This window comes from Marinibacterium profundimaris, assembly GCF_002210095.1.
Classification (GTDB): domain Bacteria; phylum Pseudomonadota; class Alphaproteobacteria; order Rhodobacterales; family Rhodobacteraceae; genus Marinibacterium; species Marinibacterium profundimaris.
This window is the reverse complement of sequence record NZ_AQQR01000015.1, coordinates 1-25,053: the sequence shown is the minus strand read 5'-3', so window position 1 is coordinate 25,053 and position 25,053 is coordinate 1. Positions and strand designations below refer to the sequence as shown.

Here is a 25,053-nt window from a genome sequence, read left to right as displayed (position 1 = left end):
CGGCTTCTCTTCCCCTGGGCGTAACTTCCTGTCTCCTCCCTGCGCGCACTGGCCCGCTTCGCGATGGCGTTGAATTGTGAGCCTGCAAACAGCGTGCAACGGGGACGGCGCCCCGACAGATGAGGACGGCGCCCCAACAGGAGGTGACAATGTCGAAATCCATTCTCGCGGCGGCCAGCGGGCTGGCGCTTCTTGGCGGGTCGGCCATGGCGCAGGAGCTGACCGAGGTGTCCTTCGGCACCAACTGGGTCGCCCAGGCCGAGCATGGCGGGTATTATCAGGCGCTGGCCGACGGCACCTATGAGGCCTGCGGGCTGGACGTGACGATCGTGCCGGGCGGGCCGCAGGTGAACAACCGCGCCATGCTGATGGCGGGCAAGATCGATTTCGTGATGGACGGGAATTTCCTTCTGGCCTTCAACGCGGTGGCCCAGGACATCCCGGTCGTGACCGTGGCCGCGCATTTCCAGAAGGAACCGCAGGTGCTGCTGACCCATCCCGGCAAGGTCGACAGTTTCGAGGGGCTCAAGGATCTCGACAAGCTGTTCATCGGCGACAACGGGTTCCAGAGCTTCTACCAGTGGCTGATCACCGATTTCGGCTTCGAGGCCGAGAAGCGCGTGCCCTACACGTTCAACCCCGCGCCCTTCCTGGCCGACGAGAACAGTGCGCAGCAGGGCTATATCACGTCAGAACCCTTCGCGATCGAGCGCGAGGGCGGGTTCGAGCCGGACATCTGGGTGCTGGCCGACAAGGGCTTTTCGACCTACGCGACGATGGTGTCGGCCATGGCGGAGACGATCGAGGAAAAGCCCGAGGTGGTGAAATGCTTCGTCGAGGGATCGGCGATCGGCTGGGCGAACTACCTTTACGGGGACCCGAGCGCGGCGAACGCGCTGATCCAGGAAGACAATCCGGACATGTCGGATGAACAGCTGGCCTATTCGCTGGAGAAGATGCTGGAATACGGCATCGTCGACAGCGGCGACAGCCTGGAGCTGGGCATCGGCGCCATGACCGATGCCACGATCAAGGATTTCTACGACAAGATGGTCGCCGCCGGTGTCGTGGAGGAGGGGCTGGATTACACCAAGTCCTACACGCTGGATTTCGCCAACACCGGCGCGGCGCTGCCGGTGAAGGCGGCGCTGACCGGGAACTGAGGTGAGCGGGACCGAAACACTGGACGCGGCGACGATCTCGGCGCGTCCGCCGCTGATGCGGCTGGACCAGGTGGGCAAGACCTTTGGCCGGGACGTGGTCGCGCTGCGCGGAATGGCGCTGGACGTGCGGCAGGGCGATTTCATATCGCTGCTGGGACCGTCGGGCTGCGGCAAGTCCACCGCGCTGCGCCTGATCGCGGGTCTGATCCACCCAAGTGCCGGGCGCATCCGCTGGGACGGCCCGCAGGAGCTGGGCGTAGTGTTCCAGGAACCGACGCTGATGCCCTGGGCCACGGTCGAGGACAACGTCTGGCTGCCGATGCGGCTGAAGCACCGGTCGAAGGCCTCGGTGAAGGCGGATATCGCCGAGGCGCTGGAGCTGGTCGGCCTGACGGGGTTCGAAGGCGCCTATCCGCGCGAGCTGTCGGGCGGGATGAAAATGCGGGTGTCGATCGCGCGGGCGATGGTGACGAAGCCGAGCCTGATCCTGATGGACGAACCCTTTGCCGCGCTGGACGAGATCACGCGGTTCAAGCTGAACAACGACCTGCTGGCGATGAAGGAGAAGATCGGCTGCACGGTGATCTTCGTGACCCATTCGGTGTTCGAATCCGTCTTCCTGTCGGATCGCATCGTCATCATGGCGGCCCGCCCGGGACGTGTGATCGAGGAGCTGACGGTGGCGGAGCCCTATCCGCGCACCGAAGTGTTCCGCACCAGCGCCGAATACGCCGCCCATTGCCGCTCGGCCTCCGAGGCGCTGAAACGCGCGATGGGAGAGCCGGTGTAATGGGGCAGGGCAGAGCCATGGGAGAGCGGGCATGAGCATCGCCGACGAACGCCTGGCCGAGGCGCCGATGGACCCCGAAGAGGCCGCGCGCCAGCGCAGGCAACGGCGCGACAGGATCGGGCGCTGGCTGGTGCCGCTGGTCGTCGGCGCGCTGGCGATCTGGGGCTGGGACCGGATCGTCGTGGTCAACGAGATCCCGCATTACATCCTGCCGCGCCCCGGGCTGGTGGCCAAGACGCTCTGGATCGACTGGGCCACGCTGGCGTCCTCGCTGATCATCACGCTGAAGGTGGCATGTGCCGCGCTGCTGGCCGCGATCATCGGCGGCGTCGGGATCGCCGTGCTGTTCACGCAGTCGCGCTGGCTGGAGATGGCGCTGTACCCTTACGCCGTGATCCTGCAGGTGACGCCGGTGATCTCGATCGCGCCGCTGATCCTGATCTACATGGATACCGTGCCGGCGATCATCCTGTGCGCCTGGATCGTGGCCTTCTTTCCGATCCTGTCGAACACGACGCTGGGGCTGAACTCCACCGATCACAACCTGCGCGACCTTTTCACCATCTACGGCGCCACGCGCTGGCAGCGGTTGCGCTTTCTGCAGCTGCCCTCGGCGCTGCCCTATTTCCTGGGCGGTCTGCGGATCGCGGGGGGCCTGAGCCTGATCGGGGCGGTGGTGGCCGAGTTTGCCGCCGGGACGGGCGGCATGGGCGCGGGGCTGGCGTTCCGCATCCTCGAGGCCGGGTATCGGCTTAACATTCCGCGCATGTTCGCGGCGCTGTTCCTGATCGCGGGGGCGGGCGTGGCGATCTATGCGCTGACCAGTTTCATCAGCCATTTGCTTCTGCGGAAGTGGCACGAAAGCGCCATCAAGCGGGAAGTCTGAGGAGAAGACATGAAGGACAACGTCGCTGCCGCGAAGGCGGCCCTGGCCCATCTGGAGATCGACGAGAACGCCGCCGCGATCAAATCGAAAAGCCGGGATTTCTTTTGGTACTCGCCGGTGCTGAAAGAGCGGCTGGATCACGTGGTGGCCGATTTCGTGGTCAGCCCGAAATCCGAGGCCGAGGTGATCGAGGTGCTGAAGGTCTGCTATGACCACGACGTGCCGGTCACGACGCGGGGCGCGGGCACCGGCAATTACGGGCAGGCGATGCCGCTGGCGGGCGGCTGCGTGATGCACCTGCGCTATCTCAACCGGGTGAAGTCGGTGATGCCCGGCCGCGTGGTGGTCGAACCCGGCTGCCTGCTGAAGGATCTGGATTCCGAGTGCAAGGCGCAATCGGGGCAGGAGATCCGCATGTTTTCCTCGACTTGGGCGACGGCGACGATCGGCGGGTTCATCGCCGGGGGCTCGGGCGGTGTCGGCTCGGTCCATTGGGGGTCGTTGCGCGATCTGGGCAACATCATCCGCCTGCGGGTCGTGACGATGGAGGAACAGCCGCGCATCCTGGAATTCACCGGAGAGGAGCTTGCGCGGGTCTCACATGCCTATGGCACCAACGGGATCATCACCGAGCTGGAGATGCCGCTGGCCCCGGCCTACGAGTGGATCGACATCTTCGTGGCTTCGGACGATTTCATGGCGGCCACGCATTTCGCCGACGAGCTGGCGAACGAGGATGGCATCCTGCTCAAGCTCGCCTCGGTCTACGAGGCGCCGACGGCGCATGCCTATTTCACACGGGTCAAGCCGCATGTGGACGAAGGCACGCATCTGATCGGGCTGATGGTGGCGCCGCAGTCGATGGACGGCTTCCTGACCTTCCTGAACCGCCGGGAGGACATGCGGATGATCTACCGCTCGGACGATCACGACTGGCCGCGCGCTCCGGGGCCGGTCTTTGAATACGGCTGGAACCACACGACGCTGCGCGCGCTGAAGGTGGAACCGTCGATCACCTATCTGCAGGTGCGCTATGCCTTTCCCGACCACCTTGAGCTGATCGCGAAGATGCGGGACGATTTCAGCCCCGAGGTGCTGCAGCACCTGGAGGCGATCCGGATGAACGGCAAGGTGGGCTTTGCCGGATTGTCGATGGTGAAGTTCACCACCGAGGAACGGCTGGACGAGATCGTCCGCCTGCACGAGGAGGCCGGCGCGCTGATCTTCAACCCGCATCGGTACACGCTGGAGGAAGGCGGTCGGCAGACGGTGGACGACACCCAGCTGGCCTTCAAGCGCGAGGCGGATCCCAAGGGCCTGCTGAACCCCGGCAAGATGATCGCCTGGGACGATCCGGACTGGGATTACGCGAGGATGTACGCCTGGCCCGGGATGAAGGCGGCGGAATAGATGGCGCGGGCGCTGGTTCTTTTTGCGCATCCGTGCCCCGAGAGCTTCTCGGCCGCGCTGCACAAGCGGACGGTGGAGGCGCTGGGGGCTTCGGGATGGGAGGTCGATGATTGCGACCTGAATGCCGAGGGGTTTTCGCCGGTTCTCACGGAAGAGGAACGGCGCGGTTACCATGACGAAGGGCCGAACCTGGAGCCGGTGCGGGAGTATGTCGAAAGGCTGAGGGCGGCGCAGGCTCTGGTGATGGTGTTCCCGGTGTGGAACTTCGGCTATCCGGCGATCCTGAAGGGGTTTCTGGACCGCGTGTTCCTTCCCGGCGTGTCGTTCCGGCTGGAAGACGGGTTCGTGAAACCGAACCTGACGCATATCCGCAAGCTGGCGGCGGTGACGACCTATGGCGGCACGCGCTGGCGCGCGATCGGGGCGGGGGATCCGCCGCGGCGCTGCGTCAAGAGGGCGGTGTGGAATGTCTGCCGGCCCGAAAAGATGCGCTATCTCGCGCTCTACGATATGAACCGGGCCAGTGACGAGAAACGGGCGGCATTCCTCGCCCGTGTGGGTAAGGAAATGGAGGCGTTCTGAATGCGGGCGCTTGTTGTGTATTGTCATCCCCGGAAGGCGAGTTTCACCGAGGCGGTCCGGGAGGTGGTGCTGGAGAAGCTGGCGGCGGTCGGGGCCGAGGTGCGGCTGGTGGATCTGTATGCAGGGCCTTTCGCGCCGGTGCTGACGGCGCAGGAGCATGAATGGTACGAGGACGAGAGCCTCAACCGGCAGGGGATCGAGCAGGAGATCGAGGATCTCACGTGGTGCGACACGCTGATCTTCGTCTACCCGACCTGGTGGTACGGGTTGCCGGCGATCCTGAAGGGCTGGCTGGACCGGGCTCTGGTGCCCGGTGTGGCCTTCCTGATGCCGTCGGAGGGACATCCGGATATCCGGCCGGGGCTGAGCAACATCACGCGGCTGGGGGTGTTCACCACCTGCGGGGCCAGTTGGTGGCTGACGCGGTTCGTGGGCGCGCCGGGCAAGCGGACGCTGCTGCGGGGCCTGCGGCTGATCTGCGCGCCGCGGTGCAAGACGACCTTCGCGGCGCATTACCTGATGGATTCATCGACGCCCGAGAGCCGGGCGAAGCACCTGGCGAAGGTTGCGCGCAAGATGGAGCGGTTTGTCGGGGCGGCGAAGGCGCCGGAGACGGTAAACGCGTGATGCGACCCCTCCCCGCGGGCGCCCGCTCCCACCCACCCTCCCCGCGGGCGCCCGCTGCCCTGTGCGCCTGAATTCGAGTGGTGATCCCGGAGACGACCAGATGACCCGACGCCTTGACTGGGCCGAGTACCGTTACGAGGAATTCGGCAAGTGCGACCCGATGGAGACCATCGCGATCCTGCCCACCGCCGCGATCGAACAGCACGGGCCGCACCTGCCGGTGGGGACCGATACGCTGATCGCCGAGGGCATGCTGGCCGAGCTGCGGCGCGTGGTGCCGGAGGACCTGGATATCCGCATCCTGCCGGTGCAGGCGGTGGGGAAGTCGAACGAACATCTCTGGGCCGGGGGCACGCTGACGCTGTCGGCGGCGACGGCGTTGCAGGCCTGGGTGGAGATCGGGCTGTCGGTGGCGCGGGCGGGGGTGAAGAAGATCGTGATCGTGAATTCCCATGGCGGGAACCTGGACCTCGTCTCGATCCTGTCGCGGGAGCTGCGGGTGCAGGCGGGGATGCTGGCGGTGAAATGCCAGTGGGGCGGGTTCGGTGCGCCGGAGGGGCTGTATTCGGAGGAAGAGGTCACCCACGGGATCCATGGCGGGGATCGGGAGACCTCGCTGATGCTGGCCTTTGCCCCGCACACGGTGGACATGGGGCGCGCGGTGGATACGCCGTCGAGTGCTGCGGTGACTGAGATCCCGCCGATCGGGCCGGTGAGCTATGGCTGGATCGCGTCGGACCTGTCGGAGACGGGGATCGTCGGCGAGGCGGCGCAGGCGACGGCGGAGAAGGGGCGGGCGACCTGTGCGCATCAGGTGCGGGGGTTCGTGGAGCTGCTTTACAAGGTGAAGCGGATGAAGCTGCCCGGGACGGTGTGACCTGTTGGGAGCGGGGCAGGCTTGTCCCACGCTCCCGCCCGCCCACCCCGCGCGGGACAATCCTGCCTTTTGGCGGGTGATCTCTTTTACATGTCAGATGGCGCGTTGCGCCGTGCCTTGCGGGGGGTGGGCTCAGTCCGTCCAGCAGCCGGGGCCGACGCGCCAGGCGACGAGGGTGCGGCCTCGGTAGGCGCCGCCGGGGATGTCCCAGCGGGTGAGCTCGGTAACCTCGGTGCCGGGGGCGCAGAGGGGCGGGACATCAGCGAAATCTGCATAGAGGGCCGGGGCGGACTGGCCCGTGGGGTAGGGGAAGCGCTGGGCGTAATAGTGGGGCACATGGCCCTCGAAGGGGACGGACCAGGGGGCGATGCCGGTGCCCTTGGCAGCGTGGAAGAGATCGGCGAGGAGATCGCGGCTGGTGGCGACGACATCGGTGAGGCCGGCCTCTCTCGCGGTCGAGAGGATCCGAGCGCTGGCCTCGGCGCGGCCGACGTAGCGGCCCAGGACCAGGCGGTCGTTCAGGGTCCAGCTGGTGGCGAAGACGGCGGCCAGCGGCAGGGCGAGGGACAGCGCCAGGTTGATGCCGAGTGCTGCACAGTAGATGCGGCGCGCGCGGTCGAAGAGCCAGGGCGCGGTGAGGATCACGGCGGCGACATAGGCGGGCGCGGCCCAGTTGGCATAGGCACGGCTGAGGATCGCCTGGACGCAGACCAGAAGGATGATTGGCAGGCTCATCCAGATCAGCCAGCGAGCGGGCCAGTCTCCGGTGACGATCTTGCGGGCCACTACCACGAGGTAGGCGGCGAAAAAGACCGGGCCCATGACTCCGAACTGGCCGCCGAAGAATTCGGCGAGGCCGGAGAAGTTCAGGCGCAGGCGGGTGGAGGGATCGTTGATCCAGTCGACGTTGTCGGCGGTGTGCGAGACCGTGGTCAGGCCGTTCTGGAGGTTCCAGAGGATGTTGGGCGCGAAGACCACGAGGAAGGCCAGCGCGGCCAGCGCGGCGTCGCGCCAGGAGATCCGGGCTCCGCGCACGAAGATCACCGAGAAGAGCGCGCCCAGGACGAAGTAGATCGCCGCGTATTTCGCCATCATGCCGAGGCCGACGGCCGCGCCCATGGCCAGGGCCACGCCGGCGGAGGAGCGTTCGGTCAGCTTCAGCCAGAAGAACAGGGCCAGCGCGAAGAAGGGCAGCAGGATCGTGTCGGTCGAGATCAGCAGCGCACCAAGCGCCACGCCGGGCATGGAGGCATAGGCGATCCCCGTCGCCGCGCCCGCCACATCGCCCCAGAGCCGGCGCGCGGTGGCTAGCACCACCAGCGCCGCGGCGCCGTGGAACAGGGGGCCGGGCAGGCGGATCCAAAAGGGCGCATCGCTGCCCGCCACTTCGGTGAATGCGCGGATTACCCAGCCGATCAGCGGCGGCTTGGAGTAATAGCCGAATTCGAGGTTCTGGCCCCAGGCCCAGTATTGCGCTTCGTCCACGAAGAGATCGGCGCTGGCGAAGGCCAGCAGTACGACCCGGTAGAGCGTCAGCGCGAGGACGGCGAGGACGCCGAGGCGCAGCGCCTCAGGTGCGGTGCTTTTCGGCGCGGACCAGCCAGAGGTTGCGGGCATAGATGAAAATCCCAAGCGATTGTCCGAGGATGAAGACCGGATCCCGGCGGTGCAGCGCATAGGCGAACAGGATCAGCCCGCCGCCGATGGAGAACCACCAGAAGACCTCGGGCACGACAGACCGCCTGGCCTTTTCCGAGGCCAGCCATTGCAGGATGAAGCGCATCGAGAACATCAGCTGGCCGATAAGGCCGACCAGGACCCAGATCAGCTCGGCCAGGGTGGTGACGCGGAAGAAGGCGAGCAGCGCGTCCATCAGGCGGTATCCCCGTCCGGGGTGCGGCCGACCTCGGTCGGTTTCTGTGTCTTGCGGCGGCGGATCAGCCAGGCCACGCCGAACAGGTCGTAAAGCCCGACCAGCGCGCGGCCGATGTTGGAGTATTTCGAGCGCCCCGCCTCGCGGGCTCGGTGGCTGACATCCACATGGGCCACCGCCCAGCCGTCGCGCGTGAAAAGCGCGGGCAGGTAGCGGTGCATGTGGTTGAAGTAGGGAAGCGCAAGAAAGGCATCGCGGCGGAAGGCCTTCAGCCCGCAGCCGGTGTCTCGGGTGCCGTCGTTCAGTAGCCAGGACCGCAGCCCGTTGGCGAAGGTCGAGGCCGAGCGCCGGGACCAGGTGTCGTCGCGGTCAACGCGCTGGCCGGCGACAAGGCCCAGGTCCGCCGGGCAGTGCCGGTCGAGGAAGGGCGCGGCCAGCGCGGGGATCTCGTGCGGAGGGTTCTGGCCGTCGCCGTCGAGGGTGCAGATGATGTCGCCCCGCGCGGCATGGACGCCGGAATGCACCGCCGCCGATTGCCCGGCCGAGACCGGATGGCGCAGCTGGCGGAGCCAGGGGAATTCGCGCTGGAGCCCGGCGATCACCGCGCCCGTGCCGTCGTCCGATCCGTCATCGACGAGGATCACCTCGAAGGGTGCGATGGAGGCGCAGGTCTCGGCGATCTCGCGCACGAGCGCCTCGACGTTCTCGGCCTCGTTCTTCATGGGGGCGATGATCGAAATCATGTGGAGGCCATGCCGGTCCGTTTGGTTCCCTTCGGGTCGCCGGGCCCGGTGGCCGCGGCTCCGGCGCTGCCGGGTCGGCGTCTTCTAGCGGCTTGCCCCGGACCGCGCAAGCGAGGCGGTCCGGGACGGGGGATCCCGCCTACGGGGCGGGGGTTTTGCGGTCGGGCGGGGCCCAAGAAAATTCGCCGAATTTTCTTGGGCCGGTGGCCGCGACAACGGGCGGATCAGCCGTCGGGCTGCGCGGCAGCGGGGCGGGATCCGGACCCCTTGAGCCATTCGCGCAGGATCTGCAGCATCACGTAAAGCACGGGCACCACGATCACGCCGATCACCGTCGCCGCCAGCATGCCGCCGAAGACGGCGATGCCGATCGCGCTCTGGCTGGCAGCACCCGCGCCGCTGGCGACCACCAGCGGCACCACGCCCAGCAGGAAGGACAGCGCGGTCATCATCACCGCCCGGAACCTCTGACTTGCGGCCTCGATCGCGGCCTCGCGGATCGTCAGCCCGGCGGCGCGGCGCTCCATCGCGAATTCGACGATCAGGATCGCGTTCTTCGAGGCGAGGCCGATCAGCATCAGCATCCCGATCTGGGTGTAGAGGTTGACGTCGCCCCCGGTCACCGCCACGGCGCCCAGGGCCCCGAACAGCGCCACGGTCACCGACATCAGGATGCCCAGCGGCATGGTCCAGCTTTCGTATTGCGCCACGAGGAAGAGGTAGCCGAAGATCACCGCCATCACGAGGATCAGCGCCACCAGCCCGCCGGCCGACTGCTGCTGCTGGGCCGTGCCGGTCCATTCATAGGCATAGCCCGGGGGCAAGGCACTGGCCGCCTCCTCCTCCAGCACGCGGATCGCGTCGCCGGTGGCATAGCCCGGCGCCGGCACCGCCGTCACCGTGGCCGAGCGGAACATGTTGTAGCGGTTGATCACCACCGCGCCGAGCTCGGTCCGGTCGGTGACCAGCGCGCCCATGGGCACCATCTCCCCGGTCTGGGAGCGCACGTAGAGGCGCGAGATGTCGTCGACCGTGTCGCGGAACGATCCGTCGGCCTGCAGCATCACCCGGTAGACTCGCCCGAAAAGGTTGAAGTCGTTCACGTAGTAGCTGCCCATCTGGGCCTGCAGGGTCTGGAACACCTCCGCGACATTGACGCCCAGCGATTTCGCCTTCTCGCGGTCGAGATCGACGAAGATCTTCGGCACGTTGGCCCGGAAGGTGGTGTAGGCCTGGGCGATCTCGGGCCGCTGGTTGGCGGCGTAGACCAGGCTGCCGAGCGCCGCCGACAGATCCTGGACCGAGCCGCCGCCGGCCTGCTGGACCTTCATCTCGACCCCGGCCGACATGCCAAGCCCGGCGATAGGCGGCGGGTTGAAGGCGATGACGCTGGCGGCCGCTTCCTGCGCGCCGATGCCCAGGATGCGCTGCAGGATCGCGGTCGCCGACAGGCCGGGATCCGTGCGGTCGTCCCAGGGGGCGAGGTTCACGACGATCAGCCCGACGTTGGACGACGTGCCGTTGAGCATGCTGAAGCCGTTGATCAGGATCGTGTTCTGCACCCCGTCAAGCGCGAGGATCTGCTGGTTCACCCGCTCGCTCACCGCCTCGGTCCGGCCGAGGGCCGCGGCATCGGGCAGCTGCAGGTCGACGAAGAGCGCGCCGTTGTCCTCGGTCGGGATGAAACCCGCGGGCAGGGACCGCAGCAGCCCGCCGGCCGAGACCACCATGACCACGACGATCACCAGCCCGATCAGCGGGATCCGCACCAGCCGCCGGACGATGCCGGTATAGCCGATCCGGGTCTTGTCGATGCCCTTCTCGAACATCGCCAGCAGCCCGCCCGGTGGGCCGGAGCGCGCCTTGAGGATCATCCCGCAGAGCGCGGGCGAAAGGGTCAGCGCGTTGATCGACGAGATCACCACGGCGACCGAGATCGTCACCGCGAATTGCGAATAGAGCCGCCCGGTGATCCCGGGCATCAGCGTGACCGGCAGGAAGACCGCCAGCAGAACCAGCGTGGTGGCGATGACCGGTCCGGTGATCTGGCCCATGGCCTTGCGCGCGGCCTCGGCCGGGGACAGGCCCTCTTCGGCGATGATCCTCTCGACGTTTTCGACCACGACGATGGCGTCGTCGACCACGATGCCGATGGCCAGCACCAGGGCAAAGAGCGACACGGTGTTCAGCGTCATGCCGAAGGCCAGCAGGAAGGCGAAGGTGCCGATCAGCGACACCGGGATCGCCACGGCCGGGATCACCGTCGCGCGGACCGAGCCGAGGAAGACGAAGACCACGGCGATCACCAGCACGAAGGTCATGATCAGCGTCACCACCACGTCGTTGAGCGATTGCTGCACGAAATCGGTGGAATTGTAGGGCACCTGGTATTCGAGGTCGTCGGGGAAGAGCGACGAGAGGCGTTCGACCTCGGCCAGCACGCCGTCGGAGACCGCCAGCGCGTTCTCGCCCGGCGCCTGGTAGACGGCGAGCACGGTGGAGGGCTGGCTGTCGAAGGTGCCCGAGGCATTGTAGTAATTCGCGCCAAGCTCGACCCGCGCCACGTCGGACAGGCGCACGATGGCGCCGGCGTCGCCGGTGCGCACGACGATATTCTCGAACTCGGTGACCGAACTCAGTCGCCCGCGCGAGGTGATCGTGTACTGGAACTGCTGGTCGCCGGGCACCGGGGGCGCGCCGATCTGGCCGGCCGACACTTCGAGGTTCTGGTCACGAATCGCGGCGATCAGGTCGCCCGGCGTGATGCCAAGCCCCGCCATCCGGTCGGGATCCATCCACATCCGCATGGCATATTCGAAATTGGTCAGTACCTCGGCCTGGCCGACACCGGGCACCCGGCTGAGCGCGTCCTTGATGTTGATCGAGGCGTAGTTCGACAGGAAGACCTCGTCATAGGTGCCGTTCGGTGAATAGAGCACCAGCAGCATCAGCATGTTGGTGGCGGCCTTCTGGGTGGTCACGCCGGTGGCGGTGACCTCGGTCGGCAGGGTGGCCATGGCGCGGGCCACGCGGTTCTGCACGTTGACGGCGGCGATGTCGGGGTCGGTGCCGACGCCGAAGGTGACGTTGAGAGAATAGGACCCGGTGTCGGAGCTGTCCGACGACATGTAGATCATGTCGTCCACCCCGTTGACCTGCGCCTCGATCGGGGCGGCGACGGTGTTTTCCACGGTCTGGGAATTGGCGCCGGTGTAATTGGCCGTCACCCGCACGACGGGCGGGGTGATGTCGGGGAATTGTTCGACCGGAAGGACGGTGTATCCGACGATGCCCAGGATCGTCAGCACGAGAGAGATCACCATGGCCATCTTCGGCCGCGATATGAAGGTCGAGGAGAACATGGCCGCTTACTCCGACCCGTCGCCGGCGAGGACCGGTTCGACCGTGACGCCCACGCGGACCTTTTGCAGCCCCTCGGTGATCACGGTCTCGGCCTCGCGCAGCCCGTCCTCGACGACCACGTCGGTCTCGACCTGCGGGCCAAGGGTGACGTAGCGCTGGCTGACATTGCCGTCGGCGCCCACGACCAGGACGAAATCGCCGCGCTGGTCGCGCTGGATGGCGGCCTGGGGGATGGCCAGCTCTTCGCTGGGGATCGGGGCGGCGATGCGCAGGGTGACGAAACCGCCATCCGAGATCAGCTGCCGGCTGTTGTCAAAGCGCGCGCGGATCGCGATGGAGCCTGTGCGGGGATCGACGCGGTTGTCGACGAAGACCAGCTCGCCGGGCGAGTCCAGCGCCTCTCCGGTGGGCAGGATCACGTTGACGGCCGGCTTGGTGTCGGATTGCGTGAGTTCAGGGCCGGTGAGATCCAGCGCCTGCAGAAGCGCGATGAACTGGCGTTCGGTGATCGAGAAGGTCACGAAGATCGGGTCAAGCTGCACCAGCGAGACCAGAGGCCCGGAGGAGGGGGTGACCAGCTCTCCCTCGCTGACCTCGATGCGGCCCAGCCGGCCGGAAAAGGGCGCGTGAACCTCGGTATAGGAGAGGTCGAGCTCGGCCTGCCGGATCGCGGCCCTGGCGGCGGAGACCGAGGCCTCGGCGACGCGCTGGTTGGCCAGCGAAATGTCGCGCTCGGCCTCGGAGCCGGAGCCGCGTTCGAGCAGCGTGGATTTTCGTTCGTAATCGATCCGAGCGAGTTCGAGGTTGGCCTCGGCCTGCGCCAGGTCCGCCTTGCGGGCGGCGAGGGCGGCCTCGTAGGCGTCGGGTTCGATGCGGAAGAGCAGGTCGCCGTCGGCCACTTCGGCGCCGTTGTCCTGCGCGACCTCCTGGATGAAGCCGCTGACCCGGGCGACCAGGTCGATGGCGTCGATCGCCTCGCCGGTGCCGATGAAGGTGACCGACTGGGTCACGTCGATCATCCGCGCGGCGGCCACGGTGACGCGGGGCGTTTCCTGGGCCCCGAGCGCCTGCGGCATAAGCGAAAACGAGAACAGGCCCAGGGCCAGAATAGCCGGGCGGATCGGATACGGGACAGGCATGGCGCTTTCCTTGGGCTGGAGGCGGACTTCGGTCAGCCGGGATCAGGGGGAGTGTTCGGCCTGGATCCCTGCCTGTCAAACCCCGTGGGGCGCGCGCGCGCGGAAAAGTCTGGCCTGCCGCCAAAAATGTCGCGGAGGGCTGAAGGGGGCCGGGCGCCGCGGCCGGGGGGGGCGCCCGGCCCCGGCATGCCGGCCATAAGGTCCCTGTCGGAGATCCAGTCGTGCGCCGTGACCGGCGCGAATGCACCCCGGTCAGAGGCCCTCCATCCAGCCGAGCAGTTCTTCGGCCAGCGCCTCGCGCCCGGCCTCCAGCATCGGCATGTGCCCGGCCTTGGGAAGGATGACCGGCTGACGGCCATACCAGGCGGCGGTCAGCCAGATATCGAGCGCCGGCACAAGCCGGTCGCGACCCGCGCCGAGGATCATGATGTTCTGGCGCGGGCCGGGCATCGGGGCGAAGGGGGGCAGGCCGCTCGCGCCGGCGGTGGCCGTCAGGGATTCGTCGCGCAATTGGTTGACGAACGTAAGGTAATCTTGGTCGCCGACCCCGTTGGGAAAGAGATTGTGGCGCATCACGTGGTGATCGCTATGGGCCAGGCCGAAAAGGCTGTATTCCATCAGCGCCTTCCACAGCGGCGGGTTGGTTACCGCCATCTGCGCCGAGGCGCGCCACATGCCGTAGGGCGGGGCCGAGCAGATCAGCGCGATCCCGTGCGGCCAGCCGTTGCGCCGGGCGTTGTTCTGGGCCACCGCGCCGCCCAGCGAATGACCCACGGTGACCACCGGCCGTCCGATCGCCGCCAGCGCCGCGTTCAGCGCATCGGCGAAATCGTCCAGCGACGGTCCGTCGATCACCCCGGCGCCGGGCATGACCGAGGTCAGGATCGAGACCGCCTCGGTCGGGCTGCCGGCCCGGAAGGCCGCGCAGGCGGCACGGGGCAGGGCCGTCGGATCCGTGCGCATGGTCGGCCCGGACAGACGCCCCGGCAGGGTCAGGGTCCAGACGCGGTAGCCCTGTCCCGTGAAGCGGGCGAGGAAATCGGGTTTCCAGATCCAGCCGCCCGAGGCCATGCCATGGACGAAGAGAATGTCGAAGTCGCGCGGCGGGCCGCCGGTGGGCTCTTCGGGGGCCATGGACCAGCCGGGTTCGGCATCGAACACGGTTGCGTCGGACCAGTCGTAAGTAGTGCCTTCCATCACATGGGACCTCCGTGATGATTCGACAGGAAACGCTGTTAGAATAGCGTCTCTGACAGATAATGCTGCGCTGCAGAAAGTCGCGGGGAATTTATGCTGCATGCGCAAAGTGTCGCTCAAGATCGCGTGTGCGGAGGACGCGTCCGGTCACGTCGTCGGGGCGCTGGGCGGGCGCGGGATGCGGCGTGTTGCCATGCGGGCAGAGCCTGGCGGTGATGCGGGCAGGCGGCGCGGGCGGTCTTTTGGCACCTTGGCGCGCGGAGGAGGGGCGCGGTGCCTGGCTGGAGGCTCTGGCGGCGGAGCTGGAGGCGCGGTTCGAGGGGATCGGCACGGCGGCGGCGAAATGGTCACAGCTGTGTGACGCCCCTTGCGCGGGCGGGGAAGCTGGGCAAGCTCCGACCGACCCTTGTTGCGGAGACCGACATGACCGATCAGCCCCGGCGCGCCGCCGACATCCTTGCGCGCAGATTGTACGATGCCGGCTGCCGCCATGCCTTCGGGATGCCCGGCGGCGAGGTGCTGACGCTGGTGGATGCGCTGGAACGCGCGGGGATCCGGTTCGTGCTGTGCAAACACGAGAACGCGGCCGGGTTCATGGCCGAGGGGGTGCATCACCGTGACGGGGCGCCGGCGATCCTTGTGGGGACGCTGGGGCCCGGATTGCTGAACGGGATCAACGTGGTGGCCAATGCGCAGCAGGACCGGGTGCCTCTGATCGTCCTGTCGGGCTGTGTCGATGAGGCCGAAGCGCTGAGCTACACCCACCAGGTGCTGGATCATCAGGCGGTGATGCGCCCCATTACCAAGGCGACGTTTAGGATGAGCGCCGAGGGCGCGGGCGTGCTGGCCGACAAGGCGGTGGCGATCGCCATGAGCCCGCGGCAGGGGCCGGTGCATATCGACGTGCCGATTTCCGTGGCCGAGGCGCCGGGGGCGGTGCTCCCCGCCCCTGGGCGGGGGCGTGTCGCGGCCGTGGCGCCCCATGGCGCCGATCTGGCCCGGGCGCAGGCCTGGCTGGGGGAGGCGGAGCGGCCGCTGGCAGTTGTCGGGCTGGACGTGCTGCGCGACGGGTCGGGGCAGATCCTGCGGGCCTTTCTGGAACATTTCGGGATCCCCTTCGTGACCACCTACAAGGCCAAGGGCGTGCTGCCGGAGGATCATCCCTTGTGCCTGGGCGCGGCGGGGCTGTCTCCTCTGGCCGATTGCCACCTTCTGCCGCTGGTGCGGGAGGCGGACCTGGTGCTGGGGATCGGATATGACCCGATCGAGATGCGCACCGGATGGCGCCATGCCTGGGAGGCCGACCGGCAGCGTGTGATCGACATCGTGGCCGAACCCAACACCCATGACATGCATTACGCGACGCTGGAGATCGTGGCCGATACCGGCGCCGCGCTGGAGGCGCTGGCGCAGGGGGTCCCGGCCCGCCCGCGCTGGCCCGGGGGCCAGCCCGAGGCGACCCGCGCCACCCTGTCCGCCGCCTTTCCGGCGACAGAGCCCTGGGGACCCGCCGGGGTGATCGCCGAGGCGCGCGCGGTGCTGCCGGCAGAGACGCTTGCCAGCGCCGACAGCGGGGCGCACCGGATCCTGCTGTCGCAGATGTGGCGCTGTGACGAACCCAAGGGGCTGGTCCAGTCCTCCGGGCTGTGCACCATGGGCTGCGCGGTGCCGCTGGCGATCGGCATGGCGCTGGCCGAACCCGAGCGTCCGGTGGTGAGCTTTTCCGGTGATGCCGGGTTCCTGATGGTCGCCGGGGAACTGGCGACGGCGAAGGAACTGGGTGTGCGGCCGATCTTCGTGGTGTTCGTCGATGCCTCCTTGGCGCTGATCGAGCTAAAGCAGCGGCAGCGGCAGATGCCGAACCGGGGCGTGGATTTCGCGCAGCACGATTTCGTGGCGATGGGGCGGGCCTTTGGCGGCGAGGGCGTCACGGTGACGTCGCGGGCGGAGCTGCGGGCGGCGCTGGAGGCCGCGATGGTGGCGGAAAGCTTTACGGTCATCGCAGCGACGATCGGGCGCGAGGCCTATGACGGGCGGATCTAGTGCCGACCCGCCTCTGAGGCCGGGCGGCGGACCGAGCGACGCGCGGGCAGACTGACCCGGCGCCCGGTCCTCCACCAGTGCTGGACTGTTGGCGTCCGATGCAGCGCGAGACATGATTTCGCCCGCATTTCGGGCTGTGAATGTTTCAACCGCTCACGCGCTGGTATGCCAAGGTCACCAATGCGTCAAAACGTCTGAAACACATACCCGCATGGGGCGAACGGTTGATACCTCTGGATCAGAGATGTTCATCCGATGACAGGACACGCCATGCGACACGATCTCTTCGGCCAGCCCACGAGCCTCGACAGCCCTGCCGTGCTGGAGGACTGGAACGCCGCTCAGCGGGCCTTCCTGGCCCATGGGACGCAAACGCCCAGCTGGCTTGCCCGTGTGCTGGAGGCGGAGCCGGGCTTTGCCCTGGGTCAGGCGGCAAAGGGGCTGTTCATGCTGCTGCTGGGCCGGCGCGAGATGCTGGAGGTGGCGGCCGAAGCCCATCGCGCGGCGGATAGGGCGGTGCGCGACGGGCAGGTGACGGCGCGCGAGCGGGGCTTCGTGGAGGCGCTGGGCCGCTGGATCGAGGGGCGGCCCTCGGCGGCGGTCACGGCTCTGGAACAGGTGCTGGACGATCATCCCGACGATGTCCTTGCGATGAAACTTGGCCATGCGATCCGCTTCGTGCTGGGTGACAACCATGGCATGCGCGCCTCGATCGAGCGGGTGCTGCCGGCCTATGCGCCGGATCATGCCGGGCGCGGATACCTGCTGGGCTGTCATGCCTTCGCGCTGGAAGAGACCGGAGCGTACCAGAAGGCCGAGATCGCCGGGCGGCAGGCGCTTTGGCTGGCGCCCGACGACGCCTGGGGCCTGCACGCGGTGGCGCATGTGCATGACATGACCTGCGACGCGAAGGCGGGGCTCGACTGGCTTGAGGGGCGCGAGGCGGCCTGGGCGCATTGCAACAACTTCCGGTTCCACGTCTGGTGGCACAAGGCGCTGATGCACCTGGACCTTGGCCAGGTCGACACGGTGCTGGCCCTGTATGATGCCGAGGTGCGCAAGGAGCGCACGGACGATTACCGCGACATCTCGAACGCGACCTCGCTGCTGACCCGGCTGGAACTGGACGGGATCGACGTCGGCGACCGCTGGGAGGAGCTGGCCGGGCTGTGCGCGACGCGCACCGATGACGGCAGCCTGATCTTTGCCGATCTGCACTACCTGCTGGCGCTGACCGCAACCGGAGATCATGCGGGAACAGAACGGCTTATCGCGCGTATAGCCAGGGACGGACAGAAACAGGACACGGAGGCGCAGGAGCGTATGGCCGATCCGGGGCTGGCGGCGGCCAGGGGCCTGCAGGCCTTCGGCGAGGGAGATTACGCACGCGCCTTTTCCGACCTGGAGGCGGCCCGGGCGACGATGCAGCGCGCGGGCGGCAGCCACGCGCAGAGGGATGTCTTTGAACGCATCACGATCGACGCCGGCCTGCGGGCCGGGCGGTTGGATGCGGCGGAACGGATTCTGGAGGAGCGTCGGCGAATGCGCGCCGGGAAGGACGATCAATTCGCCGCAATCCGCCGGGATCTGATCCACGCCGGCCGAGGTCTTGCAAGTGGCCTCGGCGGCGCGCAAAGGGTTCCGGCACAATAACAAAAGACGACGATCATAGGGGAGGCAAATGCCCAGCCTGTCGCCCACCGCGGCCCGTGCCGCCAGCCGGCCCGCCGCATCAGACGCGGCGCGCCAGGACAGTGAACCCGGCCCCGCATCCGCATCTGCGATGCCGGTCCACAGAGCGGCCGACAGCGCCGTGACCGACCCTTCGGGCATAAGCGGCAAAGCCTGTCCCGCCAGGGCAGAGGACGCCAGCGCCCGCGCATCCGCGGGGACCATGGCCCCGCCAGTGGCGACGGGCGGCGCCGACATGGCCACGCCCATTGGCGTCTCAGGGCCAGCCGCGGCCGCGACGACCCGGGACCTGCGCCTCGACGTGGCGCGGGGGCTGGCGATGTTCATCATCCTGGTGGCCCATATCCCCGGCAACCCCTGGGCAGGCTGGATCCCCGCGCGGTTCGGGTTCTCGGATGCGACCGAGATCTTCGTCTTCTGCTCGGGCATGGCTTCGGCCATCGCCTTCGGCGGCAGTTTCGAGCGCAAGGGCTGGGCCATCGGTACCGCACGCGTCGCCTTCCGCTGCTGGCAGGTCTACTGGGCGCATATCTGTCTGTTCTTCTTCGTCGCCATGACCATGGCGGCGCTTGACACCTACGGCTCTTTCGAGGGCAGTTACGTGCACGAGCTGAACCTGGGCTGGTTCTTCGACGATCCCGCGCGCCAGATCGTGGGTATCTTCACGCTGACCTACGTGCCGAACTACTTCGACATCCTGCCGATGTACCTTGTGATCCTGGCGATGATGCCGTTGATGATGGCGCTGGTGCGGATCAGCGTGGCGGCGGCGATCACCGGCAGCCTGTTGCTCTGGACGGCGGCCAACCTCGGGCTTCTGCCGCTGCCGGCGGAACCCTGGGGAGACCGGCAATGGTTCTTCAATCCCTTCGGCTGGCAGCTGCTGTTCTTCACCGGATTCGGCTACATGCGCGGATGGTTGCCGAAACCGCCGCGCAGCGCCGGTCTGGCCTGGGCAGCGGCCGCCTTTCTGGTGCTGGGCGCGCCTTTCGGGTCGTGGAAGGTCTTCCTGTGGCTGAATGATGCCTGGCCGGCCCTGGGCGCGCAGATCCGGGCCACCTGGCCGATCACGGAAGAGCTGAGATTCAAGACTGAATTCGGGCTCTTGCGCTATATCCACTTCCTCTCGCTGGCCTATGTGGCGTGGTACTGGGCGGGCGAGGGCGGACGGCGCCTGTCGTCGCTTTACAACGGGCGTTTCGGCCATTTCATGCTGACGATCATCACCAAGGTCGGGCAGCAGAGTCTTGCCGTCTTCGTGAGCTCCATGGCGCTGGCCAGGCTCATCGGGTTCGCCTTCGACCAGCTCGGGCGTTCATTTATTGTCGTCACGGCCGGGAACCTCTTCGGGTTCTTCCTGCTTGTCCTCGTAGCCTACACGGCCTCCTGGTTCAAAACCCAGCCCTGGCGGAGCAAGCGTATATGACGATCAGCCGAAGACAGTTTTGTGTCTCGACCCTTCTGGCGGCCGTGGCCGCCGGACCCGTGCGCGCGTCCGGCGCGGCGTCCACGTTCGATCACGGGCTGGTGATCGCGCGGGCCCGTGACCTGGCGGCGCAGAAGTACAGCCAGAGGGCGGCGGTCCCTCAGGACTGGCAGGACCTCGATTACGAGCAATACCGCATGATCTGGCCCCGGCACGACAGGGCGCTGTGGTACGGGGAAGAGCGGTCCTACGAGGTCGACCTGATGCACCCGGGGCTGTATTTTCCGCGGCCCGTGACGATCAACGTGGTCGAGAATGGCCAGGCCCGCCCCGTGGCCTTCGACGCCGCGCGGTTCGATCAGACCGACAAGCTGCCGCAGCTGAGCCAGGGCGAGACGCTGGGCTATTCCGGCCTGCGCCTGCGAACGGAGCTGGACGGATCGGGCGAGAAGACCGAGTTCTGCGTCTTCCAGGGCGCCAGCTATTTCCGGGCGATCGGCGCGGGCGAGGTCTATGGTCTGTCGGCCCGGGGACTGGCACTGAAGACCGCGGACGCGCGGGGCGAGGAATTCCCAGAGTTCATCGAGTTCTGGCTGGAAAGCCCGGGCCCCGACGACCGCGAGATCATCGTGCACGCGCTGCTCGACAGCCCCTCGGCGACCGGCGCCTACCGGTTCGAGATCACGCCGGGCACCTCCTGTGTCATGGAAGTGGAGATGACGCTTTTCCCGCGCGAAGAGCTGAATCATGTCGGGCTGGGACCGCTGACCTCGATGTTTCTCTTCGACGAGAAGGATCGCACCCGCTACCACGATTTCCGCCCCGCCGTGCATGACAGCGACGGGCTGCTGATCCGCAACGGCGGGGGCGAGACACTCTGGCGCCCGCTGAACAACCCGCGCGAGCTGCAGATTTCGTCCTTCGTGGACGAGAACCCGGAGGGCTTCGGCCTGATGCAGCGGCCGCGCAAGTTTTCGGACTACGAGGACCTCGAGGCGCTTTATCACAAGCGCCCCGGTCTCTGGGTGGAGCCCAAGGGAGACTGGGGACGCGGGGCCGTCACGCTGGTGGAGATCCCCGCCGACCGCGAGGTCTATGACAATATCGTCGCCTATTGGCGTCCGGCCGATCCGATGCCCGCAGGGCAGGAAGTCAGGCTGGGCTATCGCCTGACCTGGGGCCAGGACAACCCGCTGGCCGGGGGTCTGCCGCAGGTGATCGACACCGCGATGGGCGACGGGGCGCAATCGGGCAAGCTGGTCACGATCGACTTTGCCCCGCACCCGATTTTCGACGACGGATTGGACGGAATCGACATCCATGTCGCTTCCCCACATGCCGGGACAACGGAGGGAGTGCTACAGCGCAACCCCGAGACCGGCGGACCGCGACTCGCCTTCGGCTTCGAGCCGGGCGAGCAAACGATGGTGGAGCTGCGCGCGCAGCTTCGCAAGGACGGTGCTGCCGCCAGCGAGGCCTGGTTGTACCGCTGGACCATGTGAGGCCTTTTTCCGATGTTTGACAATCTTCGCCTGATGCCCCCCGAGGCGCCCCTTGCAATGCCCGCGCAGAATTTCGCGGCACGTTTCCGTGACGACCAGGCCCCCGGCCTGCGGAACCCGAAGGATGTCGCGCTGTGGCGCGTGCTGGCCTTCAGTCCCGCGACCGTGGCGACGCTTGGCCTGATGTGGATCATGCACGGATGGTTCGTGGCCGACGGGCTGACCTGGCTGGAAATCGTGCTGCTGGCCCTGATCGCCTTCAACTTCTTCTGGATCTGCCTGACGGTCAGCACCGTTGCGCTGGGTCTCGTCTCTCTCACCCGCAAGAGCGCGCCGGTTGACGAGGGCCAGGCGCAGCCGATGAAGGTCGCGCTGCTGATGCCGGTCTACAACGAGGTGCCGTGGTACGTGCTGGGCAGCGCCAAGTCGATGCTGGAAGAGCTGCGCGAGAAGGGACGGGGGCACCATTATGCGCTTTTTGTCCTGTCCGATACGCGCGACGAAGAGATCGCGATGCAGGAGCAGGCCGCCGTGGCCACGATCCGGGCCTCGCTGTCGCCGGGGCTGGAGCTGTATTACCGCCGTCGCGAGACCAACACCGACCGCAAGGTCGGCAACATCGGCGACTGGGTTCAGAACTGGGGCGCGGACTGGGATGCGATGCTGACGCTGGATGCCGACAGCCTGATGTCCGGCGACGCCATCGCCCAGCTGACCGATGCGCTGGCCCGCGACCCGTCGGCCGGCCTGATCCAGAGCTTCCCGCAGCTGATCGGCGCGCAATCGGTCTTTGCCCGGATGCAGCAATTCGCCAACGGTGTCTACGGTGCCGCCCTGGCCGAAGGCATGGGCCGCTGGTGCGGCGAGGAAGGCAATTACTGGGGCCACAACGCGATCATCCGCACCCGGGCCTTCGCGGCCTCGGCCGGTCTGCCTCGGGTGCGCGGCCTGCGCGGCGGCGGCCTGATCATGAGCCACGATTTCGTCGAGGCGGGCCTGCTGCGCCGCGCCGGCTGGAGCGTGCGCTTCCTGCCGCGGATCCGGGGCAGTTATGAAGAGACGCCGCAGACGCTGATCGACCACATCCAGCGCGACCGGCGCTGGTGCCAGGGCAACCTGCAGCACCTGCGTCTGCTGGGCGCGCGGGGCCTGTCGGCCATGTCGCGGTTCCACCTGTTCCACGGCGCCATGGGCTACCTGATGTCGCCGATCTGGTTCGCGTTGCTGGTGATGTGGGCGGTGATCGGTATGGGCGAGGACCGCTCGGTGCTGACCTATTTCTCGCCCTCGAACCCGCTGTTCCCGACATGGCCGGACGTGAATGACGGCCAGCATGTTCTGGTCATCATCCTGGTCTACGCCATGCTGCTGATGCCGAAGCTGATGGGTATCGCCGCCCTGCGCCTGGGTGGAGACCGGTTCAGCGCCTATGGCGGGGTGGGGCGGTTCGGCCTGTCCTTCGTGACCGAGGTCTGCCTGTCGGTGATCTATGCGCCAGTGCTGATGGTGCAGCAGATGATTGCCGTCTTCCGCACCGCCTTCGGTCTGCAGAAGGGCTGGTCGCCGCAGATGCGTGAAGGCGGCCAATACAGCCTGGCCACCCTGGTGCAGTTCCACGCGCTGGAAACCGTGGTGGGCCTTGTTCTGATGCTGGGGATCTTCACGGGCTTCGTGTCGGTCTGGCTGATGCCGATCGGTCTAAGCCTGGCGATTGCCGTGCCGTTGTCGGCGCTGAGCGGGTTCTGCTTCCGCAAGCCCGGTGCCCTGATGGCCACGCGCGATGAATATGTCGAACCGGCGATCACCCGCGCCGCACGCCACTACCGGGCCGAGCTGAAATCGGTTCTGGACGGTTCGGCGGCCGCGACCGCGGCCGAGTGATCGCGAAACACCTGACGACCTGCGCCGGCCCGGGATCCCCCCGGGCCGGTTTCGTTTCGGCAGCGCTCAGCCGGCGACTTCTTCGAACCAGTCCAGCATCATGTCGGCCCAGCCTTCGGGCACCACGTGACCGCCGGGGAAGAGCGCGAATTCCAGCGCGCTCTGCGGCGCGCAGTCCGACCAGCGCCGGCGCATGAACTGGCCGGTCGTGGCGAACCCCGTCGGCTTTTCGTCGATGCAGCCATTGGCTTGCCGCCAGATCTCGAGCCCGGCAAAGATATCGCCCTGCTGCCAGGCCCCCTCGCCCAGCATCCGCCCTTCGAGCGGCACGGTCGTGTCCGTCCACCCATGCGTATGGAACAGCCGCACGGGCCCGGCGCAATTCGCCGGATGCGGGCGCCAGAACCCGCCGGAGACAGGGGCGTAGGCGGCAAAGGTCTCGGGCGCCGCGCAGGCCAGGTAGTTCACCATGAAGCCGCCGGCGGAGAAGCCCGACAGGATCACCCTGCTGTCATCCACCCCGAAGCGCCGCGCGGCATCCGCCGCCACGCCGGAGAGGAACGCGGTTTCGTCCCGTCCCGAACCGTTTTGCAGGAAGTTCCAGCTTTGCGGCCCGTCCCCGCCGCGCCTGAGCCCCTCCGGAGCCATCACCGCGTAGCCGCGCGACAGAAGCGGCTCCACCATCTGGGCATTGCCGATGGTGGCCGCGCCCCGGCCGCCGTAGCCATGCAGGAAGATCACCACCGGCGCGCCCGCCGGATCGTCGGGCAGGCGGATATGGTAGGCGCCGCCGTCGATCCCGCAGGGCGCATCGTCTTCGGCACAGCCGGCCTGCGCCGTGGCGGCCAGCAGCAGCCCCACGGCCCATGCGGCGAGGAATTGTCCTGGTTTCACCCCTGGTCTCCTTCATATGGTGTGACGGGCAGGTCCCGCGCGATCCAGCCCGGTCCCGCGGCAGAGCCGATCATCCCCTCGGGTATGTCGATGATCCCGCCAATCCCCCGCGTCGTGAGCTCTTGGCTCATTCGGGCCGAGCGTACGCCGCGCGCGCAGATCAGCGCAACGGGCTGGCCGGGGTCGGCGATCTCGGCCAGCCGGTCGGCGAAATCCTCTCGGCGCATGTCCAGCGGATGGGCCGCCGGGGCGATCCCGGTCGCGGCCCATTCGTCGGGACGACGGATGTCGATCAGGGTGATCTGGCCGGCCTGCGCAAGCTCGAACGCCTCGGTGGCTGTCAGGGAGCCGGCCCGGTCGGGCAACAGGGGGCGCGTGGCGGAATAGGACAGAAGACCGACGGCGGCGCCGACCAGGCCGAAAACGAGCAGGTCGCGCCGAGCCAGCCGGACGGGGGGACTGAAATCCTGCGTCATCGCCGATCCTCCGGGCGTCTTCACGTCGTGTCCCTTGCGGGGGGCCGACGGGCTCAGATCTACCATGCCCGGGCCTTCGCGCCGAACACACGTTCCTGTCAAAGCGCCGCCATGGGACAGGGCGCAGGTGAGGCGCCGATCACCCGGGTGGGTGGCTCGGCCCGACACACCCTCCTTTGTGATCCGTCAGGGGACGCGCCACGGTCCCGCGCTTTACGGGACATTTTGCGTCGGCTCGGCCAGGAAAAAGGATGTGCGGCGCGGCTGGCAGCCCACGATAGGCGTTTCATCAACGTTTGGTGGGTCTTCTGCAGGGCGCCCCAATATACGCGCTGCCGGGCCCGGGGGCACGAGAAGAGCCGGAGAGGGGCCAGGGAAGTTTTCGCAAGGGCAGGTGAAAAAAGTGCAAAAAGGCTCTTGCGACTCGTCCGTGCTATCCGTAGATACCCCTTCACCGGCGGCGCTGAGGCGCACGACGGGGCGGCCGAG

The 25,053-nt window shown here is 67.5% G+C and carries 20 protein-coding genes; 12 read left to right on the top strand and 8 right to left on the bottom strand.

The window, feature by feature from the left end:
* The first annotated feature begins 149 nt into the window (after positions 1–149).
* The 7 genes from ATO3_RS22020 to ATO3_RS21990 all read left to right on the top strand — a co-directional run bounded on the left by ATO3_RS22020 (position 150) and on the right by ATO3_RS21990 (position 6,335).
* On the top strand, positions 150–1,163 hold the full coding sequence (locus ATO3_RS22020; protein ID WP_088652067.1) for an ABC transporter substrate-binding protein: 1,014 nt from the start codon (positions 150–152) through the stop codon (positions 1,161–1,163).
* Between the two features lie 55 nt (positions 1,164–1,218).
* Positions 1,219–1,953, top strand: coding sequence for an ABC transporter ATP-binding protein (locus tag ATO3_RS22015; RefSeq protein WP_088652129.1), 735 nt, complete (start codon positions 1,219–1,221; stop codon positions 1,951–1,953).
* Between the two features lie 31 nt (positions 1,954–1,984).
* Positions 1,985–2,839, top strand: a complete 855-nt coding sequence (locus tag ATO3_RS22010; RefSeq protein WP_088652066.1) for an ABC transporter permease — start codon at positions 1,985–1,987, stop codon at positions 2,837–2,839.
* A 9-nt stretch (positions 2,840–2,848) separates the two neighbouring features.
* On the top strand, positions 2,849–4,249 hold the full coding sequence (locus ATO3_RS22005; protein ID WP_088652065.1) for an FAD-binding oxidoreductase: 1,401 nt from the start codon (positions 2,849–2,851) through the stop codon (positions 4,247–4,249).
* Positions 4,250–4,831, top strand: a complete 582-nt coding sequence (locus ATO3_RS22000) for an NAD(P)H-dependent oxidoreductase (protein ID WP_088652064.1) — start codon at positions 4,250–4,252, stop codon at positions 4,829–4,831.
* Positions 4,832–5,458, top strand: coding sequence for an NAD(P)H-dependent oxidoreductase (locus ATO3_RS21995; RefSeq protein ID WP_088652063.1), 627 nt, complete (start codon positions 4,832–4,834; stop codon positions 5,456–5,458).
* A gap of 100 nt (positions 5,459–5,558) precedes the next feature.
* Positions 5,559–6,335 (top strand): creatininase family protein, encoded by a 777-nt coding sequence (locus ATO3_RS21990; protein ID WP_088652062.1) that lies wholly within the window; start codon positions 5,559–5,561, stop codon positions 6,333–6,335.
* A 132-nt stretch (positions 6,336–6,467) separates the two neighbouring features.
* On the opposite strand, the gene ATO3_RS21985 is transcribed toward ATO3_RS21990, so the two are convergent.
* From ATO3_RS21985 to ATO3_RS21960, 6 genes are all read right to left on the bottom strand, one after another.
* Positions 6,468–7,952, bottom strand: a complete 1,485-nt coding sequence (locus tag ATO3_RS21985) for an ArnT family glycosyltransferase (RefSeq protein WP_158218039.1) — start codon at positions 7,950–7,952, stop codon at positions 6,468–6,470.
* Positions 7,906–8,208: a lipid-A-disaccharide synthase N-terminal domain-containing protein gene (locus ATO3_RS21980; protein ID WP_088652060.1), complete on the bottom strand. Its 303-nt coding sequence runs from the start codon at positions 8,206–8,208 to the stop codon at positions 7,906–7,908. The genes ATO3_RS21985 and ATO3_RS21980 overlap by 47 nt, the downstream gene beginning before the upstream one ends.
* Positions 8,208–8,951 carry a glycosyltransferase family 2 protein gene (locus ATO3_RS21975; protein ID WP_088652059.1) on the bottom strand — a complete coding sequence of 248 codons (744 nt, stop codon included), beginning with the start codon at positions 8,949–8,951 and terminating at the stop codon, positions 8,208–8,210. The genes ATO3_RS21980 and ATO3_RS21975 overlap by 1 nt, the downstream gene beginning before the upstream one ends.
* A gap of 224 nt (positions 8,952–9,175) precedes the next feature.
* On the bottom strand, positions 9,176–12,313 hold the full coding sequence (locus ATO3_RS21970) for an efflux RND transporter permease subunit (protein WP_088652058.1): 3,138 nt from the start codon (positions 12,311–12,313) through the stop codon (positions 9,176–9,178).
* Between the two features lie 6 nt (positions 12,314–12,319).
* A complete protein-coding gene (locus tag ATO3_RS21965) occupies positions 12,320–13,453 on the bottom strand; it encodes an efflux RND transporter periplasmic adaptor subunit (protein ID WP_233152260.1) in 1,134 nt (377 codons plus the stop codon).
* Between the two features lie 252 nt (positions 13,454–13,705).
* Positions 13,706–14,650, bottom strand: a complete 945-nt coding sequence (locus ATO3_RS21960) for an alpha/beta hydrolase (RefSeq protein ID WP_158218038.1) — start codon at positions 14,648–14,650, stop codon at positions 13,706–13,708.
* A gap of 423 nt (positions 14,651–15,073) precedes the next feature.
* Between ATO3_RS21960 and ATO3_RS21955 the strand changes: the two genes are divergently transcribed.
* The 5 genes from ATO3_RS21955 (at position 15,074) to mdoH (ending at position 23,194) form a co-directional block, all read left to right on the top strand.
* A complete protein-coding gene (locus tag ATO3_RS21955; protein WP_088652127.1) occupies positions 15,074–16,693 on the top strand; it encodes a thiamine pyrophosphate-binding protein in 1,620 nt (539 codons plus the stop codon).
* Between the two features lie 270 nt (positions 16,694–16,963).
* A complete protein-coding gene (locus ATO3_RS21950; protein WP_088652056.1) occupies positions 16,964–18,346 on the top strand; it encodes a tetratricopeptide repeat protein in 1,383 nt (460 codons plus the stop codon).
* Between the two features lie 274 nt (positions 18,347–18,620).
* Positions 18,621–19,811 (top strand): OpgC family protein, encoded by a 1,191-nt coding sequence (locus ATO3_RS21945; RefSeq protein WP_088652126.1) that lies wholly within the window; start codon positions 18,621–18,623, stop codon positions 19,809–19,811.
* Positions 19,808–21,313 (top strand): glucan biosynthesis protein, encoded by a 1,506-nt coding sequence (locus tag ATO3_RS21940; RefSeq protein WP_088652055.1) that lies wholly within the window; start codon positions 19,808–19,810, stop codon positions 21,311–21,313. Before ATO3_RS21945 ends, ATO3_RS21940 begins: the two co-directional genes overlap by 4 nt.
* A gap of 12 nt (positions 21,314–21,325) precedes the next feature.
* Positions 21,326–23,194: a glucans biosynthesis glucosyltransferase MdoH gene (gene mdoH, locus ATO3_RS21935; protein WP_088652054.1), complete on the top strand. Its 1,869-nt coding sequence runs from the start codon at positions 21,326–21,328 to the stop codon at positions 23,192–23,194.
* Positions 23,195–23,260: 66 nt separating this feature from the next.
* On the opposite strand, the gene ATO3_RS21930 is transcribed toward mdoH, so the two are convergent.
* Both ATO3_RS21930 and ATO3_RS21925 read right to left on the bottom strand, forming a co-directional pair.
* Entirely contained in the window at positions 23,261–24,088 is an 828-nt protein-coding gene (locus ATO3_RS21930; protein WP_233152259.1) for an alpha/beta hydrolase family esterase, read from the bottom strand.
* Entirely contained in the window at positions 24,085–24,630 is a 546-nt protein-coding gene (locus ATO3_RS21925) for a rhodanese-like domain-containing protein (protein ID WP_143747326.1), read from the bottom strand. The genes ATO3_RS21930 and ATO3_RS21925 overlap by 4 nt, the downstream gene beginning before the upstream one ends.
* Positions 24,631–25,053: the final 423 nt, after the last annotated feature.